Annotated in this window: 12 protein-coding genes and 1 pseudogene; 9 read left to right on the top strand and 4 right to left on the bottom strand. The window is 60.7% G+C overall.

The features are described from left to right. Positions 1-35: 35 nt before the first annotated feature. The gene (locus QC815_RS14065; RefSeq protein WP_310540597.1) at positions 36-1,667 is read right to left on the bottom strand and encodes an SLC13 family permease; all 1,632 of its coding nucleotides are present in this window, start codon (positions 1,665-1,667) and stop codon (positions 36-38) included. 284 nt (positions 1,668-1,951) lie between these two features. Here QC815_RS14065 and QC815_RS14060 point away from each other — a divergent pair, with 284 nt between their 5' ends. From QC815_RS14060 to QC815_RS14035, 6 genes are all read left to right on the top strand, one after another. Continuing rightward, positions 1,952-2,587 (top strand): CDP-alcohol phosphatidyltransferase family protein, encoded by a 636-nt coding sequence (locus QC815_RS14060; RefSeq protein WP_310540456.1) that lies wholly within the window; start codon positions 1,952-1,954, stop codon positions 2,585-2,587. A 107-nt stretch (positions 2,588-2,694) separates the two neighbouring features. Further along, the gene (locus tag QC815_RS14055; RefSeq protein WP_310540454.1) at positions 2,695-11,313 is read left to right on the top strand and encodes a GH36-type glycosyl hydrolase domain-containing protein; all 8,619 of its coding nucleotides are present in this window, start codon (positions 2,695-2,697) and stop codon (positions 11,311-11,313) included. A gap of 609 nt (positions 11,314-11,922) precedes the next feature. After that, the gene (locus QC815_RS14050; protein ID WP_230446946.1) at positions 11,923-12,210 is read left to right on the top strand and encodes a hypothetical protein; all 288 of its coding nucleotides are present in this window, start codon (positions 11,923-11,925) and stop codon (positions 12,208-12,210) included. 128 nt (positions 12,211-12,338) lie between these two features. Beyond that, positions 12,339-12,869, top strand: coding sequence for a helix-turn-helix domain-containing protein (locus QC815_RS14045; protein WP_310540452.1), 531 nt, complete (start codon positions 12,339-12,341; stop codon positions 12,867-12,869). Next, positions 12,866-13,588: an AzlC family ABC transporter permease gene (locus tag QC815_RS14040; RefSeq protein WP_230446948.1), complete on the top strand. Its 723-nt coding sequence runs from the start codon at positions 12,866-12,868 to the stop codon at positions 13,586-13,588. Before QC815_RS14045 ends, QC815_RS14040 begins: the two co-directional genes overlap by 4 nt. Continuing rightward, positions 13,585-13,923, top strand: a complete 339-nt coding sequence (locus tag QC815_RS14035; protein WP_230446949.1) for an AzlD domain-containing protein — start codon at positions 13,585-13,587, stop codon at positions 13,921-13,923. The genes QC815_RS14040 and QC815_RS14035 overlap by 4 nt, the downstream gene beginning before the upstream one ends. Before the next feature lie 49 nt (positions 13,924-13,972). Here the strand turns inward: QC815_RS14035 and QC815_RS14030 are convergent, their stop codons facing one another. Then, positions 13,973-14,722 carry an RES family NAD+ phosphorylase gene (locus QC815_RS14030; protein ID WP_310540447.1) on the bottom strand — a complete coding sequence of 250 codons (750 nt, stop codon included), beginning with the start codon at positions 14,720-14,722 and terminating at the stop codon, positions 13,973-13,975. Further along, the gene (locus tag QC815_RS14025) at positions 14,719-15,090 is read right to left on the bottom strand and encodes an MbcA/ParS/Xre antitoxin family protein (RefSeq protein ID WP_230446951.1); all 372 of its coding nucleotides are present in this window, start codon (positions 15,088-15,090) and stop codon (positions 14,719-14,721) included. Before QC815_RS14025 ends, QC815_RS14030 begins: the two co-directional genes overlap by 4 nt. 231 nt (positions 15,091-15,321) lie before the next feature. Between QC815_RS14025 and QC815_RS14020 the strand changes: the two genes are divergently transcribed. Together QC815_RS14020 and tnpC are read left to right on the top strand one after the other, a co-directional pair. Continuing rightward, positions 15,322-15,576: a hypothetical protein gene (locus tag QC815_RS14020; RefSeq protein ID WP_310540444.1), complete on the top strand. Its 255-nt coding sequence runs from the start codon at positions 15,322-15,324 to the stop codon at positions 15,574-15,576. A 305-nt stretch (positions 15,577-15,881) separates the two neighbouring features. After that, a pseudogene (gene tnpC / locus QC815_RS14015) lies at positions 15,882-16,424 on the top strand (IS66 family transposase); the annotation flags it as partial. A 218-nt stretch (positions 16,425-16,642) separates the two neighbouring features. Here the strand turns inward: tnpC and QC815_RS14010 are convergent. Then, complete coding sequence (locus tag QC815_RS14010) at positions 16,643-17,392, bottom strand: helix-turn-helix domain-containing protein (protein ID WP_310540443.1); 750 nt, start codon at positions 17,390-17,392, stop codon at positions 16,643-16,645. Positions 17,393-17,551: 159 nt separating this feature from the next. Between QC815_RS14010 and QC815_RS14005 the strand changes: the two genes are divergently transcribed. Then, a complete protein-coding gene (locus QC815_RS14005) occupies positions 17,552-21,025 on the top strand; it encodes an acyl-[ACP]--phospholipid O-acyltransferase (RefSeq protein WP_310540441.1) in 3,474 nt (1,157 codons plus the stop codon). Positions 21,026-21,108: the final 83 nt, after the last annotated feature.

Raw genomic sequence — 21,108 nt, 5'->3', positions numbered from 1 at the left:
GGGGCGTTTTGCTTGAGGCTTGAGTTATCCTTTAGCTAGCGGCGAAACGCCTCCGGATAGCTGGTCAGATCAACGCCCCACATCATCGGTAGCAGGAAATAGACCGCAGCGACGATCAACACCAGCGCCAGGATATTCAGCCCGAAGCCGTTGCGTACCATCTCGGCGATCTTGATTTTGCCCGTGGCGAAAATAATCGCGTTGGGCGGCGTACCCACCGGCAGCATGAAGGCGCAGTTGGCGGCCATGGCCGCGGGCACCATCAGCACGAAGGGATGCACGTTGAGCGCCAGCGCCAGCGACGCCAGCACCGGCAAAATCATCGTCGCCGTGGCGGTATTCGAGGTGATCTCGGTCAGGAACAGTACCATGGCGCTGGCCATCAGAATCACCAGCAGGAAGTTGACGCCTTCCAGCACGCTCATCTGCTCGCCGATCCACTCGGCCAGCCCCGAGGCGCTGAAGCCCGCCGCAATCGCCAGACCGCCACCGAACAGCAGCAGGATGCCCCAGGGCACATCCTTGGCCACCTCCCAGTCCAGCAAGCAGCCGCCGCGACGTTTGGAGGGAATCAAAAACAGCGCAATGGCCGCGACCATGGCAATCATGGTGTCGTTGATGCCGGGAATATTGAGCAACTGCCCTTCCCATAAAAACGAGCGCGTGATCCACATAAAGGCGGCGAACAGGAACACGGCCAGCACGGCTTTTTCTTCAAAGCGCGTGGCGCCCAGGGCCTGCTTCTCCTTGTCAATCACCGCCTTGCCCCCAGGCAAATCGGCAAACCTGACGCGATAAACTACCTTGGTCAGCAACAGCCAGGCCGCAAAGAGCAGAATCACCACCACGGGAAAGGCGAAGAACATCCATTCGGCAAAGGAAATCTGAACCCCGAACAGCTCCGACACGGTGGCCGCCAGGATGATGTTGGGCGGCGTGCCGATCAAGGTGCCCAGGCCGCCGATGGTTCCGCCGTAGCCGATACCGAAAATCAGCGCCTTGCTGAATTTATCGATATCCTCGCTGTAGTCGCCATCAGTTTTGCTCAGTTCCTGGGTGACTTGATACACAATCGCCGTGCCAATCGGCAGCATCATCATCACCGAGGCCGTGTTGGACACCCACATCGACAAAAATCCGGTGGCCGCCATGAAGCCAAGCACGATGCGATTGATACTGGTGCCCAGCAGGCCAATGATCACCAGCGCAATACGCTTGTGCAGCCCCCATTTCTCCATGGCCAGGGCGATCATGAAGCCGCCCAGGAATAGGAAGATAATCGGGTTGCCGTAGGCCGCTGTCACCCGACTGCTTTCCAGCACCCCGGTGATCGGCAGCAAGACAATGGGCAGCAGCGACGTGGCCGGAATCGGGATCGCCTCGGTAATCCACCACACCGCGACCCATAGCGTCGTGGCCAGCACCATGCGGCCTTCAAAACTCAGGTCGGCGGGATGAAAGAACAGCACCACAAAGGCGAACAGCAGCGGGCCAAGCAGTAGCCCTACTTTTTGCGGTTTTGTATACGCCGGTGGACGCGACTCAGGGCCCGCGCCATTATTGCCAGACGCACTACCGCCTCCCGAACCGCCCGTGGTAGGCAACGCGCACAGTAACAGGGTTTTTGCCTGCTGGTGGGAAGCCCAAAGCTGGTTCCACACCGTCATCATTCCATTGCTTAGCATACGACGTACTTCGCTCACCGAAAGTGTGTAAGGTTATGAAGAATACACACGACCCACCCATAGCAACTGGAATCGCCAGGGCACGCGCCTTCTTCGGCCCCCGTTTTCCATGCCCCTGCGCCTGGCGTCCAGTGATTTATTCGCTATTAATACCAAAGTATAACGACTTTAGTTTAATTCATAAGCATTACCTCATGGGCCGGATCGCCATTCGGCCGGTATGTTAGCTTGCTGATTTCATCGTCATTCCCCCCAAGGAGCGCCGTATGCTAGACCGCTGGACCATGCCCCTGACCCACCGCCCCCTTGAACGGCTTGCCCATCGGCTTACCGGGCGTGCCACGCCCGACCAGGTGACCTTTATCGCTTTCCTGATCGGCATCAGCGCCCTGCCACTGCTGGCTTGGGAATACTACGGCCTCGCGCTGGTGGCCGTGGTACTCAACCGCCTGGGTGACGGCCTGGACGGCGCGCTGGCACGGGTAAGCGGTCGGTCGAGTGAGGCAGGCGGCTTTCTGGATATCGGCCTCGATTTTGTGTTTTACGCCGCGGTGGTGCTGGGCTTTGCTCTGGCCAACCCGGCGGAAAACGCCCTGGCGGCGGCGCTGCTGCTGTTTGCCTCTATCGGCACCGGCACGTCGTTTCTGGCCTTTGCCATTGCCGCCAAACAGCAGGCCATCGAGCGTCCCCACTTTCCCAACAAGGCGTTCTACTATCTGGAGGGCCTGACCGAAGGCACCGAGACCGTTGTCGCCCTGATGCTGTTCTGTCTGTTTCCAGCGCACTTCACCACCCTGGCGGTGGTATTTGCCGTTGCTTGCCTGATCACCACGGCCACACGGCTATGGGGCGGCTACTGGACGCTGCGCCGCCATAAGGCCGGTGCTCAAGGCACCGCCTGAAACCGCACGCTATGTGCGCCAGCGAACCGACGTAAGCCCCTGGCAGGATCATTGTCCCGGTAAGTCATCAGCGTTTTTTGCGGCCTGTCGAGCCCACTTTCACCGGGATGGTATCTGTGAACCAATATGTCCGTTTTGTGCGTCCGCACCATGCGTTTGCCGCGCCGTGGGATTCGACGCTGCCCGTCAGAGAAGAATTGTTCAGCGCAGAGCGGCTTGAACAGCACGCCGGTAGCCTGGCGCATGCCCAGGAGGTGACCGCCACGCCTCCCAAGGTAGTGTCGCTGACGCGCCGACTCAACGATAACGCCGCCACCCTGCTGAAGGCTTACCGCGCCAGTGCCAAAGCCCTGGCAGAGGGCCGCGATATCGTGCCGGCCGCCGCCTGGTTGCTCGACAACTACCATCTGATCGAAGCCCAGATTCGCGAGATTCGCGGCGACCTGCCCCCCGGCTATTACCGCCAGCTACCCAAGCTCGCGAAGGGCCCGTTTGCCGGTTATCCAAGGGTTTTCAGCATTGCCTGGGCGTTTGTGGCGCACACCGACAGCCATCTCGACCTCAACACGCTGCAAACCTTCATGACCGCTTACCAGCGCGTTCAGCCGCTGACCATCGGCGAGCTATGGGCCTTGGCGATCTCGCTACGTATCGTGCTGATCGAGAATTTGCGCCGCCTTGCTGACCAGATGATCAGCGAGCAAACGGCACGGGACGACGCCGATACCCTGGCGACCCGGTGGATGAAGCCTGCCGAGAAGCAGACGGGGCAGGAACGCCATACCTTTCATCTCGAGACCGACAGTTTCACATTCCACACCGGACCGCTGGCCGAGCCCTTCACCGCGCAGCTCGCCAAACGGCTGCGCGGCCTGGATCCGCGCAGCAGCCCGCTGGTGGGCTGGCTGGATGAACAGCTCAGCAGGCGCGGTGAAACCATCGATGACATGGTTCAGCACGCCCAACAGCGCCAGGGCGCGGCGAATGTGACCGTGCGCAACATCATCACCAGCATGCGCTTCGTATCCAGCATCGACTGGGCCGAGCTGTTCGAAAGCATCAGCCCGGTGGACACACGGTTGCGCCAGCAGAGTTGCTTTGCAAAGCTCGACTTTCCCACCCGCAATCAATACCGCAGCGCCGTCGAGCAGCTTGCCCGGGGCTCGCAGCATACCGAGCTTGAGGTGGCGGAAGCGGCGCTCTACTTATGCCGCGAGGCCATGGCCACCGCCGACTACCCGATAGAGGCGGCGCGGATGGGTGATCCCGGCTACTTCCTGATCGGTTCCGGCCGTGCCACGCTGGAAAACAAGATTGGCTTCGAACCCTCCGCACGTCAGTGGCTGCGCCGCACGCTGATTCATCACGGCATGCGCAGCTATTGCGTGATGATGGCGGCGGTGACCCTGAGCCTGATGACGCTGGCCGGCAGTCTACTGCTCTGGCTCCCGCTGCCGCTCGGGGAGGCGCCGCTGGTCTGGCTCATGCTGCTGGGCATGGTGGGGTTTTTACCCATTGTGGACGTCGCCACCCAGATCGTGAACCGGCTGATCATTCACTGCATCGACGCCCAGCCGCTGCCCGGCCTTGACCTCTCCAAAGGAGTGCCGCCCCGGCTTCGAACTCTGGTGGCCGTGCCCACGCTGATGACCGGCGACGATGACCTGCGTGAACAGATCGAACGCCTCGAAGTGCATCATTTATCCAGCGGTGACGGGGCGCTTGCCTATGCGCTGCTGCTGGACGGCGTTGATGCCGACCAGGCGGAACTACCCGGGGAGGCGGCGCTGCTGTCCGCCGCCCACGCCGCCGTCGAGCAGTTGAACCTGCGTTATTGTCCCCAGGCGTCCGGCAGCGACAAGCGCTTCTTTCTGCTCCATCGGCGCCGTTTATTCAACGCCGCTGAAAACACCTGGATGGGCTGGGAACGCAAGCGGGGCAAGCTCAAGGAGCTAAACCGGCTGTTGCGCGGCGCGCTCGATACCACCTTTATCGATCCGCCCCCGCTACCCACCGACGTGCACTATGTAATTACCCTGGATGCCGACACCCGGTTGCCCCGTGGGGCAGCCAGCCAGCTGATCGGCAAGATGGCCCACCCGCTGAACCAGCCACGCCTGGATCAGGCGCAGCGCCGGGTGGTGGAGGGCTATGCCATCCTGCAGCCGCGTGTCACCCCGGCGTTACCCACCGGTGGGGAAGGCTCCATCTATCAGCGGCTGTTCTCGGCGCCCGGCGGCATCGACCCCTACGCGGCGGCGATTTCGGATCTTTACCAGGACCTAGTCGGCGAAGGCTCGTTCGCCGGTAAAGGCATCTATGCGGTCGATGCCTTTGAAGCCTCGTTGATCAACCGGGTGCCTGACAACAGCCTGCTCAGTCACGATCTGTTTGAGGGTATTTTTGCACGCGCCGGGCTTGCCTCCGATATCGAAGTGATCGAAGACTTTCCGGCCCGTTACGACGTGGCGGCCAAGCGCCAGCACCGCTGGACCCGCGGCGACTGGCAGTTGCTGCCCTGGCTGATGGCACCAGGGTTGCCGCTCACCGGGCGCATGAAAATGCTCGGCAATCTGCGCCGCTCGGTGTTACCGCCATTAGTCCTCGCCAGTCTGGCCGTCAGTTGGCAGCTGCCGCTGAGCATGGCCCTCGTCAGCACCCTGTTGCTGCTCGCCGTCGTTGGGGCACCGACCCTGCTCTCCCTGGCGAGCAGCGTTATCCCGTTTCGCGCACGGCGGCAGCTGCGCCACCATTATCATCGCTGGTTTGACGAGCTGAAGCTGGGGAGCGCGCAGAGCCTGCTGCAGGTGGTCTTTCTGCCCGACCAGGCGTGGCGCATGCTGGATGCTATCGCCAAAACGCTCCTTCGCGTGCTGGTTACCCGTCGGCGCCTGCTTGAGTGGACCTCCGCCGCCCAATCAATGAAAAGCCCGCCGCTCACGGTAGTCGGCTTCTATCAGCGCATGGCCCCCGGCACGGCGCTGGGGCTGGGGCTGGCCATCGCCACGCTATGGACGGCTAGCCACGCCTGGCCGATTGCCGTGCCCATGGCGCTGCTCTGGCTGGCCGCCCCCGCCGTGGCCTCATGGCTAAGCAGCCGCAAAAGCGCGGTCATCCAGTCGACGGTGTCAGCGGAGGAAGCGCTCGAGCTACGCCTGATTGCGCGGCGCACCTGGCGCTTCTTTGAAACCTTTGTTACCGCGGCGGATAATCGCCTGCCGCCGGATAACTTCCAGGAGGACCCTCAACCCGTCCTCGCCCAGCGCACCTCGCCAACCAACATGGGGTTGTACCTGCTCTCTACGCTGGCCGCGCGGGATTTTGGCTGGATCGGTACCCAACAGACACTGGAGCGACTCGAATCGACGCTTGAGGTCATGCTTGGCTTGCCGCGCTACCGGGGGCACTTCTACAACTGGTACGCCACCCACGACCTACGCCCGCTGGATCCGCGTTACGTCTCGACCGTGGATAGCGGCAACCTGGCGGGCCACCTGATTACGATCGCCAATGCCTGCGAATCCTGGCTGGCCGCCCAGTGCCTTGCGGATCCTCGCCCGGGGATAGCCGACACGCTGGCCCTCGCGCGTCAGGCGCTCAAGCACGCCACAACGCTGCCGACCACCGTCACCGCCCCACTTGGCAAGGCCTTTGACGCGATTGACGCTCAGCTTAAAGGGGAGGCCCTGTCGTCGACCTGCCTGGCGACGCTCGCCCCCTTGACGGATGACGCCTTGTGCCTGGCGCGCACGCATCTCAACGACCTCGGCGACGAGGCACACAGCGAGGAGGTGTTGTTTTGGGTGGCCGCCCTCAACAGCGCGGTTATCCAGCATCGCGCCGATCGCAACGCCCCGACCGCAGAGGACCTCACCCCGCGCCTGCAACAGCTCGCCGATACCGCACGGCGTCTGGCATTGGGCATGGACTTCGCCTTTCTGCTCGATAGCGAGCGCCAACTGCTGTCGATCGGCTACTCGCTGGATGACAACTGCCTGGATACCAGCTGCTACGACCTGCTGGCCTCCGAGGCACGACTGGCCAGCCTGTTTGCGATTGCCAAGGGCGATGTACCGACCCGCCACTGGTTCAGGCTCGGCCGGGCGGCAACGCCTATCACCTTTGGCTCGGCACTGATCTCCTGGTCGGGGTCGATGTTTGAATACCTGATGCCGTCGCTGGTAATGCGCGCCCCGGCGGGCAGCCTGCTCGAGCAAACCAACCGGCTGGTGGTCAAGCGCCAGGAAACCTACGCGGCGCAGCTCTCGGCGCCCTGGGGCATTTCCGAGTCGGCGTATAACGCCCGCGACCTGGAATTTACCTATCAATATTCCAACTTCGGCGTGCCGGGGCTGGGGCTCAAGCGCGGGCTTTCCGCCGACCTGGTCATCGCCCCCTACGCCACCGGGCTCGCCGCCATGGTTGACCCCAACGGCGCCTGCCGCAACTTCAAGCGCCTGGCGGAAATGGGCGCGCTCGGCCGCTACGGCTTTTATGAAGCGCTCGATTTTACTCGTTCACGGCTGCCCGCCGGGGAAACCACCGTGATTGTGCGCAGCTTCATGGCCCACCACCAGGGCATGACCATCGTGGCCATTGCCAATACGCTCCACCACGGCCAGATGCGTGCCCGCTTCCACCGCGAGCCGATGATACAGGCCAGTGAATTACTGCTGCAGGAGCGTGTGCCCAAGGACGTGGCCATTCTTCACCCCCGTGCCGAAGAGGTGAAATCAACGGCCAGCCAGAGCATCAATGAGGCACAAACCATTCGCCGGGTAGCCACTGCGGCCGACGGCCCGCCCGTTACCCATTTGCTCTCCAACGGCTGCTACTCGGTCATGCTCACCGCCACCGGCGGCGGCTACAGCCGCTGGCGCAACATCGCGATCAGTCGCTGGCAGCCGGACGCCACCCGCGATCACCTGGGCAGTTTCATCTTTCTGCGCGACACCCAGCGCCCCGGCGTATGGACCGCCACGGGGCAGACCGCAAGGGCCGCCAGCGACGCCAAAGACGATCACCACCACGCCCTCTTTGCCGAGGACTACGCGCGCTATACCCATCGCCACAACGACATCACCAGCCATATGGAGGTGCTGGTTTCCGGCGAAGACGACAGCGAGGTGCGTCACCTGTCGCTGACCAACCACGGCCGCCGCGCCCGGGATATCGATATCACCTCCTATTCGGAGCTGGTCTTGACCACGCCGGACGCCGACAACGCCCACCCCGCGTTTGCCAAAATGTTTGTGGTGACCGAATACCTGGAAGCCTGTAACGCGCTGATTGCCACAAGACGACGGCGCTCGCCTGACGACCCGCCCGTCTGGGCGGCCCACTTTGCCGTGGTGGAAGGCGTCACCGTCGGCGAGCTCGAGTTCGAGACCGACCGGGCACGCTTTCTGGGCCGCGGGCGAAGCACGCTGAACGCCGCAGCGCTGGGCGCGGGGGAACACCTTTCAGGCAGCGTCGGCAGCGTTCTGGATCCCGTCTTTGCACTGCGCTACTGCCTGCGAGTGGCCCCCGGCCAAGACGCCCGTATCGCTTACTGGACAGTGGTTGCCGACTCCCGCGACGCGCTGATGGACCTGATCGATAAGCACCACGACCGCAGCGCCTTTGAGCGGGCCAAGACCCTCGCCTGGACCCAGGCGCAAGTTCAGCTTCGCCATCTGGGTATCCAGCCTGACGAAGCGGCGGATTTTCAGCGCCTGGCAGCGCCGATTCTGTACCCCGACCCGCGCTTCAGGGCCCCCGCCGAGGCCATCGAGCGCGGCGCCGGCCCGCAGTCACGGCTCTGGCAGCACGGGATTTCCGGCGACCTGCCCATCATCCTGATGCGCATCGATAGCCTTGACGATATTGCCCAGGTACGCCAGCTGCTTCGCGCCCATGAATACTGGCGTATGAAGCGGCTGGCCGTGGACGTGGTGATCATCAACGAACGGGCGTCCTCCTACGTTCAGGACCTGCAACAAGCCATTGATACCGCTGTACTCAGCAGCCAGGCCCAGCCGCTGTTTAAAAAGGGTCAGGTGCCCGGCACGGTGGTTGCCCTGCGCGCCGACCTGATGAGTCTGGAAGCGCGCATGCAGCTGCAATCGATCGCCTGCATGGCGCTCATGGCCCATCGCGGCAACATGGCCAACCAGCTGGCCATGACCTTGCCGTTGGCGCGACCCGCCACCAGCCAGAAAGACGCCAAGGGCGCGCTTCCGCAACCCACAACCGCGAACGACACGACACCTCCGCCCGCATTGCCCACGCTTGAATATTTCAACGGCCAGGGCGGCTTTGCCCTGGACGGTCGCGAGTATGTCACGGTCCTTGAAGCGGGCAGTACAACGCCCGCGCCGTGGATCAACGTCATCGCCAACGCGGGCTTCGGCTTTCAGGTATCGGCGGAAGGCGCTGGTTACGTATGGGCGGACAACAGCCGCGATAACCAGTTGACAGCGTGGTCCAATGACCCTGTGGCAGACCCCAGCGGCGATGCTCTCTATGTGCGCGATGAAGAGACGCTGGCGCTGTATACCGCCACCGCACGCCCTGTCCGCGACCTGGGTCGCTATACCGCGCGCCACGGCTTCGGCTACAGCCAGTTCGAGCATCAGGCGGACGGCATCGCGATGGCGCTCTTGCACCTGGTGCCGCTGGAGGCCCCCCTCAGGCTGTCGCGGCTGCGCCTCACCAACCATTCCGGGCGACCCCGCAAGCTCTCGGTGACCGCCTATGCCGAGTGGGTGCTGGGTACCTCGCGCAGCGGGTCAGCGCCTTTCCTTATCTCTCGTCCAGACCCCGAGAGTGGCGCACTGCTGGTCGAGAACCCGTGGAATATCGCCTTTCCCGACCGGGTGGCGTTTCTGGATATCGGCGCCCGGCCCGATAGCTGGACGGCCGATCGCGGCGAATTTATCGGCCACGGCGGCAGCCTGGCCGCGCCCGCCGGGCTACGCCGTCGCCGCCCGCTTTCCGGCACCCACGGCGCGGGGCTGGATCCCTGCGCCGCACTCAGCCGCAGCGTGACGCTGGCGGTGGGTGAAAGCATCGACATCACGGTGCTGATGGGGCAAAGCAGCACTACCGCCGAGGCACAGGCGCTGATCGCCCGCTACCGCGAGGCCGATATCGATGCCGAACTTGCGCTGGTAACTGCCCACTGGCAAACGCAGTTGAACACTATCCAGGTCACGACCCCGGACCGCGCCATGGACATCATGCTCAACGGCTGGCTGATGTATCAAACCATTGCCTGCCGGATCACCGCGCGCTCCGGGTTCTACCAAGCCAGCGGCGCGTATGGCTTCCGCGATCAGCTGCAGGATGGCATGGCGCTGACCTTCACTCGCCCCGAAACGACTCGTGAGCACTTATTACGCGCCGCTTCCCGTCAGTTTGTCGAAGGCGATGTCCAGCACTGGTGGCTGCCCCACTCCGGCCAGGGCGTGCGTACGCGTATTGCCGATGACCGGGTATGGCTGGCCTATGCCTGCGCCCGCTATATCGCCACCTCCCAGGACGCCGCCGTGCTGGACGTGCCGGTGAGTTTTCTGGAAGGCGCCGAATTAGCGCCCGGCGAGCACGACCACTTTTTCCAACCCATGACGGCAGGGGAAAGTGCCTCACTGTTCGAACACTGTGCCCGGGGTCTCGACCAGAGCCTGACGCTCACCGGCGAACACGGCCTCCCACTGATCGGCGGTGGCGACTGGAACGACGGCATGAACCGCGTTGGCGAGGCGGGCCAAGGGGAGAGCGTGTGGCTAGGCTGGCTGCTGGCGCATACCCTTGAGCTTTTTCTGCCCTTTGCCGAGGAGCGCGAACCAGCGCCCACCACAGCGACGACCACGCCTCAGGCGCATCCCCAGGCTACGCGCACCGAGCGATGGCGCCGCCACGCCGCGGCGCTTCGCACCGCCCTGGAAAACACCGCCTGGGACGGCCAGTGGTATCGACGGGCCACCTTCGACGATGGCAGCTGGCTGGGCAGCCAGGACAGCGACGCATGCCGGATTGATTCGATCGCCCAGACGTGGGCAGTGCTCTCGGGGGTAGCCGACCCTCAGCGAGCAGCCACGGCCATGCACTCCCTGGAGCGCGAGCTCATCAGACACGACGAGCAACTTGCGCTGCTGTTCTGGCCGCCTTTCGACCAACCCCAGAAAGACCCTGGCTATATCGGCGGCTACCCGCCCGGCATGCGCGAAAATGGCGGCCAATATAGCCACGCGGCGATGTGGGTGATCTTCGCCTTTGCCAAGCTGGGCGACGGTCGCAAGGCCCACGAGCTGTTTGCGCTGCTCAACCCGATCAACCATGCCCTCACGCCCGACACGTCAGCCCGCTATAAGGTGGAACCCTATGTGGTGGCTGCGGATGTCTATTCCGTGGCGCCTCACACAGGGCGTGGCGGGTGGACGTGGTACACGGGCTCGGCGGGCTGGATGTACCGCGCCGGGATAGAGGGCATCCTGGGTATTCGCCGGGAAGGCAGCTGGCTGGTGTTCGCCCCCTGCCTGCCCGACGACTGGCCGGGTTATAGCGCAACGCTCAACATTGCCGACACCCAGTACGTGGTCAAGGTCAGTGCCACCCAGGCCGCGACCGGTGCAACGCTTGACGGGCATGCGCTGGCGCTTCAACAAGGCGACGTGCGCGTGCCGCTGGATGGCAAGTCCCACCGGCTTGACATGGTGGTGTCGGGTGGCGTCGCAGTGGACTAAACGTCATGGCGTCGCCATGGGGTGCCATGGTGACGGTTTGGGTAATGTGACACTGGCTTCAGGTTCGAAGGCGATGCAACGCCAGAGGCGAAATCCAGACACAAAAAAACCCCCTCTCGGGGGCCTTGATGTGATTCTCCGACGTCCTGTCGTGTCTATCCGTCCTGGATACCTTTCCGTGGTGCGTGCAGCGTGACGTCCTGTCATCGACTTCCTGTCTCACTGGCTTGTCCGTAAGCCTGCCTTCTTGGCGAACCTGACGATTCCCTGTCGTGCACTATACACCTTAGTTGCTATGACTCCGTCTTGCAAAGATTTGCACAAATTATTTTCCGGGTTCAAACCGGTAGTATCATTTTTTCCACAAGCGTTATCCACCGCACAGACATTATCTAACTATATGTGAGAAAAGTATTTATTTTTAAACGGCTCATGTTTTTACGACAGCATCAACTCTACATCGCCAACGGCCCTGGCACATATCATAGGTTATCGCGCCGTCGCCATGACTGCTCTAGGGTGTTTTATGTATAGCTTGCGTACAATATATTCATGCTTCGATCATACTGGAAAGATGTGCTCCATCACGCATTCACAAGGAGATGTGCCATGCAAAATGAACAGCGTATTGAGATTTCCCAAGCCGGGTTACAGCTCGCCATTCAGGAAATCAAGGACGACATGTTTGATACCCCCGACTGTGATTACACCGTGGCCAAGCTGCTTAGCCGCTGTGGGCGCTTTGACGAAGCCGAACAGGTGATCGACACCATGCTGCTGCGCTGGGGGTCATCCCCAGATGTGGTGGCGCTGGTGGAGCAAGGGTATGCCAACATTGACGTCATGAGCGTGCCAGCTGCAGCGCCCGTCTCCACTGAAAACGCCGCCTTAGCTTAAACAGCGACCCTACGAAGCCATCTCGGTGTTAGTGGGTTTGCGGCAGTAGACAAGTTGTTTGACAGTCGCCTGTTCTTTATATAGAACGTTCTATAAAAGGAACGTTTTAACGCAACACGGCGGCTCTCATGGATTCACTCTCCCTCAGCACCCTGGGTCTGCATTTACAGGCACTCCGCGTCGCTCGCGGCTGGTCGCTTTCGCAACTGGCCAGCGCCGCAGGCGTCGCCAAATCCAATCTTTCACGCCTCGAACAAGGCAACGGCAACCCCACGCTTGACACTATCTGGCGGCTGGCCGCGCAGCTTAACGTGCCGTTTGGCACCCTGGTGGCGCCCATATCGGTACCGCTGGACGAGGACGGCGTGCAAGTGCGGCTGATCGACCAGGGGACCGACACGCCCCAGGTGGATGCCTACTGGATGCGCTGCGCGCCGCATACCATGCGCCATGCCGAACCTCACACTCCCGGTACGATTGAGTCGCTGACGGTGGTGAGCGGCTGGCTGGAAGCCGGGCCGGAAGGCGCCACCCGGACACTGACGGCGGGTGAATCGATGACCTTTGCCGCCGATCAGCCCCATCTTTATCGCACCGAAGAGACCTGGGCGACGCTGCTGTTGACCGTGGTGTATGCCGCGCCGGGAGCCACGCCATGACGTCCCCCGCTACCTCTAATCGCTCACGAGCCTGGCTGACCGGCGTGCGCGAAGCCATTCCGCTGCTGGGCGGCTATATTCCGGTCTCGCTGTCGTTTGGGGTGGTCGCCACCCAGGCAGGGTTCAGCACCTGGGAAGCCGCCGCCATCTCGACGCTGATATACGCTGGCGCCTCACAGTTTCTGTTCGTCGGCATGGTGGCCGCGGGGTCGCCGCTCTGGCTGGTGGTCGCCATGACGCTGCTGATCAACGTCCGCCATCTGGTGTACGGCCCGAACCTGGCGGCGTTATTGCCGCGCAGCCGCCACTGGCCCTGGCTGATGCACGGTTTGACCGACCAGGTATTTGCCCTGGCGCTCACCCGGCTTCCCCAACTACCGGCAGCCGATCGGTTTGGCTGGTTCACCGGCGCCGCCCTGCTCGCCTGGGGGGTATGGATAGTGGGAACGGTGGTGGGGGCCACGGCGGGTGAAACGCTGACCGCGCGCTGGCCGCTGCTCGGCGAGGTCATGCCCTTTGCTCTGCCCGCCCTGTTTCTCACCATGATCGCGCCGCGCTTCACGGATAGGCGATGGGCGGTGGCGTTGAGCGCCGCCATTGGCTCGGCGCTGTTGCTGACAATTTACGGCTGGAGCAACGTGGCCATTCCCCTGGCCGCCGCCAGCGGTGCGCTGTGCTTTTACATGGTCAAGTTCAAGGCGGAGAGGCGAAGCTCATGAATACTGGACTATGGATCGCCGTGATGGCGTCTGCCCTGGGCACCCTGCTGATTCGCGTGGTGCCCTTCCTGTGGATGCAGCGCCGCCTGGACAGCACCACCGGCCTCAACAATATGCCCCAGTGGCTCGGCATTCTCGGCCCGCTGATGATTGCAGCGGTGCTGGGCGTCTCGATCATGCCGGTCAACCCAAGCGCCATTTCGTGGATCGCGACCGCCATCGGGTTGGGCGTCACCCTGCTGGTCTGGTGGCGGCTACGCTCGCTGGGTTGGCCGGTTGCCGCCGGCGTCGCGGTCTTTGGCGCAGTGCAGTTAGCGGCGGCCGGCGTAGGCTAAGCCGTGCGGCTGGCGACCTGGGCGGCTGGCTGCACATCATAGAAACGCCCTAAGCGGGGAATGGCAGCACCCCCTGATGCAGAAAATCATCCAGATAATAGGTCGTTACCCCTGGAGTGTCTTTACGCTTGAATGAGACCTGAGCGGCGTTTGTGACGCAAAGCCAAGGCTGCATATCGGTTGGCGCGTGCTGGACGAACGCGTCAGGTGAAAACAACCCCAAACAGGCACCGCCTTGACGATCTCTTGCGGAGGCGTACTCAAAGGCCTCCACCCCCGCTCTGCGCATTGCACTACCCAATTGCTGACAAGGCGCGTAATCAACCGGATGCGTCAGCGCGGTGATGTGCTCGACAAAGGCGCCAGCATTTAGCCTGACGCCGTTTTGAGCGGCATAGTCCACCGACAATAGCGTGTGCTCCGATCGCAGCGATTCGGTAACGGGCTCACCTTCCATGGAGTACCAGAAAACCAGTCGGTAGTAGGCAGATTCAGCAAGGGTGGTGGCGATACGTTTACCGCCATAGAAAATGCTCGGCTCAAACACTCGTCCAAAACGTGACCCCCATTTGAGAGGGGGATACCGAAAAGGTGTTTTTAGCAGATAGTGCCGGTCTTGCTCCTGCTCGGGGTAAGGCGGTTTAGCGCCTTCAAGCAGGGCTTCAAGCACCTCTAGCTCTTCTAACGTGTCGACATAGCTGAGCGTGGCGACCTGCTCCTGACTTTCCACCAGCCGGTACAACGTGCCGGAGATGGGTTCGATATTTCGGGTGCCGCCGCAGGCCTCCCACACACTCACACCTTACCCCGCATGCCATCAACGAATCTCAGTACCGCAAATAAACCCTCCAGGCGCGTCACTTGCTCAGCCGGTATACCGCCCGTCACACGGTTGGGCGTACGCATGAAATGCTGAATCCAAGCCTGGTCGCCGCCGGTAAGCGTGAACAACGCTCGGGCGACACGAATGAGCAGCAAGGCTAACTCGCCCTGTTTAGAGTTCGGGTCAAGGGTGAGGCTTTTCTTGAGTTGCGTAATGGTCGTGCGGTGTACACCCAACACTGCGGCTAGATCAGACTGCGACAACCCCAGCTGTTCGGCAGCGCGCAAGACCGCTTTTGCTAATACCCCTTCAGGGGTCGGCGTTGGTTGAGCAAGGGCTGGCATGACACACCTCAGCGAGATGGATTTCCAACAATAATAGCAATAAAGTTGCTTATTCACACGCCAGGCATCGCTGCTCTGTTCATTCAGGCCACAGGCCCAAGGATTTCATTCGATGACACGAAAGGTTCTCGGATTAGCTTAAAAGTCCACAGAAATGTGAAATAGTGGTTCCATAACGTAGAAATTTTATGAATCATTAAGCATTCACTGATATTCAAGATACGGGCTGCTATGCACCAACCTATTGCTGTCTTCGATGCAGGTATCGGCAGCTATGCCATTGTTGCCGAGATACACAGGCGTCTTCCCAAACAGGATATTGTGTATTTCGCGGATCGGGCGAGCTTTCCTTATGGGAGCAAAGGGCGGGAAGAGCTACTCGCTGTCATGCAACGCACGCTGCGCTTTCTAGAACGCTACGCTCCCCCGGCCATCGTCATCGCCTCGACGACGTCTTCCGGCAGCATCCCGATATCGACACGCTGACCCTTTCGAGTACGCATTTACCATGGCTGCGTCCCTTCTTTGAAGCAGCGCGACCCAATTGCCGCTTTCTCGATCCCGCTGAATCGATTGTTGCTGGGCTAGGCGAAGGGACACAGGGTACAGGCCGGATTCAGGGGTGGTGACAGAAAGTGAGGCTTACGACGTCGAAACGTTCCGATATATGTTACGGCGATTCGGCATCGATATACCGCTTGAGGTAGTCTCGCCGTCATGAAGGGTCAATTGATAAAGCCTTTTTGACACTGGTTAGTGACTCTGGACGATAATCAGATTAAAGGCCCATTTTCGTCGAGGCCCAGAAAGTGCAGCCCAAAGGCAAAACCGGCAAGGCGGACTGGGCGCTCAACCAGATCCGTAAGCTGTACGGCGTGGAAAAACAGGCGAAGGCCCTTGAGCCCAACGCGCGCCATGCGCTGCGTGACCATAAGAGCCGCCCGTTAATCGATCAACTGCGCACCTGGCTCGACAAGTCACTGGCCCAGGTGCTGCCCAAAAGCACACTGGGGAAAGCCCTTCACTACCTGGATCATCAGTGGCCCCGGCTGACCCGATTCCTGGACGATGGCCTGATCCCGCTGGACAATAACCCAGCGGAGAACGCCATCCGCCCGTTCGTCGTTGGCCGAAAAAACTGGTTGTTCAGCCACACCCCAAGCGGTGCACAGGCCAGCGCGGCGATCTACAGCCTGATCGAAACCGCCAAGGCCAATGGCCTCTCGCCCTACGAGTACCTGCAGTACGTATTCGAAACACTGCCCACCCTCAACAACGATGACGAACTGAACACGCTGCTGCCCTGGGAGTGGAAAGAGACATTACCGGTCTGAACGATGACTGGCTAGATGTAGTTATTGGATCGCTTACCCATGATCGCGCCGCGCTTCAAGGATGGGCGGTGGCGCTGAGCGCCGCCATTGGCTCGGCGCTGCTGCTGACAATTTACGGCTGGAGCAACGTGGCCATTCCCCTGGCAGCCGCCACCGGTGGTGGCACGCTTCATCGAGTGGTTAGAGCAAGAAGCCGCTCACTTTCGTGGCGCAGCACTTTAGGATTTTGCTTCGGCTTCACGTTTATAATCCTGAAACATCCCATACTGCCACTGCCTTACCGCCAGCACGGAAGTGGTGCCAAACCGCTGGTGAATAGGCAGCCCACTTTCTCGTTCACACAGGGAGTGGAACTCTTTAGCCAGGCGCTGCATGGTCTGCTGCCATTCGGCATTACCTGCGGAAGATAGCAAGCCATTGAGTACGACCAGCTTTTCGCTGTCGCTATCAAAGCGAGAGCGGAAAAACTCGTTGGCGATGTACTGCTGGAAGAAACGCTGGATCGGCCCGTCCGCCCGCCAGCGGAAATTAGCGGCTACTCTTCGCCTGATCCGGTTGCCGGGGAGTAGCTCAATAAGCTGAAGCCGCTCAAGCTTGAGTAACTGCCGCGTACACTCAGCTTCACTTAGCTGGTACTGGTGATGAATTTCGTCGAAGCTATAGCCATTGATAACGCACACAGCTACCAGAAACAGCTCACGGTCATCGACGATACTTTGCTCCTGGGCCTGAGTCAGTTCCTGAAGGCGTTGCTCCCCTGCCTGCATGGTCTGCACCAGCTCAGCGAACTCAAGGTTAAGCTGATCACAAATGCACTCTAGCCGCGCCAAAGTGAAGTGCTTTTCAGCGAACAGGCGCTTCACCGAGGCCTCGCTGAGTGCTAGCCAACGGGCAACATCGGCATAGGTTTTCCCCTGAGCGCGCAACTGGCTTTTAAGCGTTTCAATCAGTGACTCGGCTTGAGACATAGAATCTTCCTTGGACGGCATGGAAGGTATTACACATCAAAGTATCGCATAACGCTACCAACCGGCACTTATATCACAACTTTGTGCAAATGAGTTGCAACCAGTAAGCCTCATAGAGAAAGTGCCAACACTTCCAGGGACTTAAAAGGCTACACAACCATGCAACGACTGCTGCATTTAAAGGGCGCCTTGCCCTACCTGATCGCCATCTTTCTCAATGCCTTTGTGGATCTGGGGCACAAGATTGTTATTCAGAACACGATCTTTAAAAGTTACGATGGCGAAACACAGGTCGTCCTCACCGCGCTGGTGAATGGGTTAATTTTACTGCCATTTATCCTGCTGTTTAGTCCGGCGGGGCACGTGGCAGACAGCTACCCCAAGGTACGCGTTTTACGCGCCTCTGCCTGGGCCGCCGTGGTGGTGTCACTGGGCATCACCGCCGCCTACTACCAAGGCTGGTTCTGGCTGGCGTTTGCGATGACACTGCTGCTGGCGATTCAGTCAGCCTTCTACTCACCGGCCAAGTACGGCTTGGTCAAAGGGCTGTTCGGCAAACCGCGCCTGGCGGAGGCCAACGGGTTGATCCAGGCCGTCACGATTGGCGCTATCCTGGCGGGTACCGTGGCATTTACCGCCCTATTTGAGACCTGGGTATCGCCAGACGACCAAACCCCGGCGCAGCTGTTGCGCCAAATAGCGCCGCTCGGCTGGCTGCTGGTGCTCAATAGCGCTATTCAAGTGGCAACGCTTTACCGTCTGCCGCTTGATAGCACTACGCAACCCGATACGCCGTTGACTTGGCAGCGCTATATTAAGGGTGCTGCGCTGAAAGATAACCTGCAGCTTATCGTCCGCCAGCCCGTGATCAGGCTCTCCATTATCGGCCTGGCCACCTTCTGGTCGGTGGGCCAGGTGCTACTGGCGGCCTTTCCCGCCTATGCCAAAGACGCCCTCAGTATCGATAACACTCTGGTACTGCAAGGCATTCTGGCGGCTAGCGGTATCGGGATTGCGCTGGGCTCCATGCTTGCCAGCAAGCTCTCTCACAACCGTATCGAGACCGGCTTGATTCCGGTAGGAGCTGTTGGGGTAGCCGTGGGGTTATGGTGCCTGCCGCTTCTCTCCACGCCTGTTGGTCAAGCACTGAACTTTGTGTTTATTGGCATGATGGGTGGACTGTTTATCGTACCGCTTAACGCGCTGATTCAGTTTCACGCCGCCGACAGCGAGTTAGGCACCGTGCTGGCCGCCAATAACTGGATCCAGAACATCGCCATGCTGGGCTTTTTGCTGCTCACGGCGCTGTTCGCACTGGCAGGAGTAGACAGCCACTACCTGCTGTTGCTCATTGCCACGGTGGCGATGGTCGGCGGCGGTTACACCATTGTTAAGCTGCCCCAAAGCCTGGTGCGCTTCCTGTTGAGCTTCTTGATGACTCGTCGCTACCGGGTCGATGTGCATGGCTTGCAGAACCTGCCCGCCCAGGGAGGTGTGCTGCTACTGGGCAACCATATCAGCTGGGTGGATTGGGCCATGGTACAGATCGCCAGCCCCCGCCCCGTGCGCTTTGTGATGCTCAGATCGGTTTACCAGCGCTGGTACCTCAACTGGTTCTTCAAAGCACTCGGCTGTATTCCCATCGAGCGCGGCAGCGGTGCCGACAAGGCCCTGGCCGATGTTGCTGAACAGCTCAACGCAGGCGAGGTGGTGTGTCTGTTTCCCGAAGGGGCGATTAGCCGCACCGGCCAGCTGGGGGAGTTCCGCCGCGGCTACGAGCGCGCCTGCAACATGGCCAACCCCGACGTCAAGATTGTGCCTTTCTACCTGCGCGGCCTCTGGGGCAGCCAGTTTTCCCGCTCGTCCAGCAAGTTAAAGGAGCTGCGCAACGCACCGCTGCACCGCTCGGTAGTGGTCGCCTTTGGTAAGCCGCTGCCCAAAGATACCCCCGCTGATGTGCTGAAACGGCGTATTTTCGAGCAGGCGACCCGCTCCTGGCAGCAGGCCATGGGCGAACTCCTAAGCCTACCCAACGCCTGGATTCAAAGCGTTAAGCGCCGCCCTGGCGAGCTTGCCCTGGCCGATAATCTGGGCCGCCCACTCAACGCAAGCCAGGCACTCACCGCCAGCCTGCTGATGGCAAAACGGATTCGCAAACTCAACCCAGGACAGAACGTTGGCCTGCTGCTGCCCACCAGCAGTGCCGGGGTCATTGCCAATATGGCCACGCTGCTGGCCGGTAAAACGCTGGTAAATCTTAATTACACCGCCGACCAAGAAGCGTTGACGTCCGCCCTTTCCCAGGCGGAGATCACCACCGTGTTCACCTCACAGCGCTTTGTGAAGAAGCTTGAGCAGCGCGGGCTCGACGTTAGCCAATTGCTCAGGCAGGAGCAGGTAGTCTTTTTAGAAGACCTGCAAACCACGATTGGCCGCGCCGAGCGCTTGAGCACCTGGCTTGCGGTAAGAATACTGCCGACTTGGCTACTCCAGCGTTGCTTCTGCCATGGCCAAGATGCCGATGCCACCGCTGCCATCCTCTTCTACAGCGGCAGTGAAGGCGAACCCAAAGGCGTGATGCTCAGCCATCGCAACCTGATGGCCAATATCAAACAGACCTCGGATGTGCTCAACACCCAGAGCAACGACGTGGTGATGGGCTCGCTACCCCTGTTCCACGCCTTCGGCCTCACAGTGACTCAGTTGTTACCGCTGATTGAAGGGCTGCCGCTGGTGTGCCATCCCGACCCCACCGATGCTCCTGGCATCGCAGGCGCTATTGCCAAGCACAAGGCCACTATCATGTTCGGCACCTCCAGCTTTTTAAGGCTGTTTGTACGCAGCACAAAGGTGCATCCGCTGATGCTGGAGAGCCTGAGAATCGTGGTCGCCGGGGCAGAGAAGCTCGATGACAAGGTGCGTAACGACTTTGCGCTGAAGTTCCACAAGCCCATTTATGAAGGCTACGGCGCCACCGAAATCGCCCCCGTTGCTTCCGTCAACCTTCCCGATGCGATGGGCATCCATTACCAACAGATCCAGCGGGGCAGCAAGTCAGGCACCGTGGGTATGCCGTTACCCGGCACCAGCTTCAAGGTCGTCGACCCGGAAAGTTTTGAAGAGTTGGCCACCGGCGAAGCGGGCATGATATTGATCAGCGGCCCGCAGATCATGCAGGGCTACCTCAATGACGCCAAGCGCACGGCCAAGGCGCTCCACGAGGTCGATGGCCACCGCTGGTACATCACAGGGGATAAAGGCTATATGGATGAAGATGGCTTTTTAACCCTGATTGACCGCTACGCCCGCTTTGCCAAGATTGGCGGCGAAATGATCAGCCTCAGCGCCGTTGAAGGGGCCGTCAAAGCGGCTCTCGAAGAACCAGACAACGCGTTAATGGCGGTGAGTATCCCCGACAGCCGCAAAGGCGAGCGTATCGTGCTGCTTTCAGAAACAGCACTAGACGCCAACACCGTTAAAGCCGCCATGCTCGCCAACGGTACATCATCCATGATGGTCCCTAGCCACTGGTTGACGGTGGAAACCATTCCTCATCTCGGCTCTGGCAAGGCTGATTTCGCCGGGGCGAAACGTTTGGCTCAAGAACTGATAGGGGAAGAACTGAAGCAATAAAAAAAGCACAAACGAGTGCTGTACAGCAAAACACCGCTACTCGCTGTGCAGCACTAGCTCTTCGCCATAACACATTGCAGAAG

Origin of the sequence: Vreelandella gomseomensis, from assembly GCF_031451645.1 — a bacterium.
Classification (GTDB): domain Bacteria; phylum Pseudomonadota; class Gammaproteobacteria; order Pseudomonadales; family Halomonadaceae; genus Vreelandella; species Vreelandella gomseomensis.
This window is presented reverse-complemented; position numbering and strand designations above follow the sequence as displayed.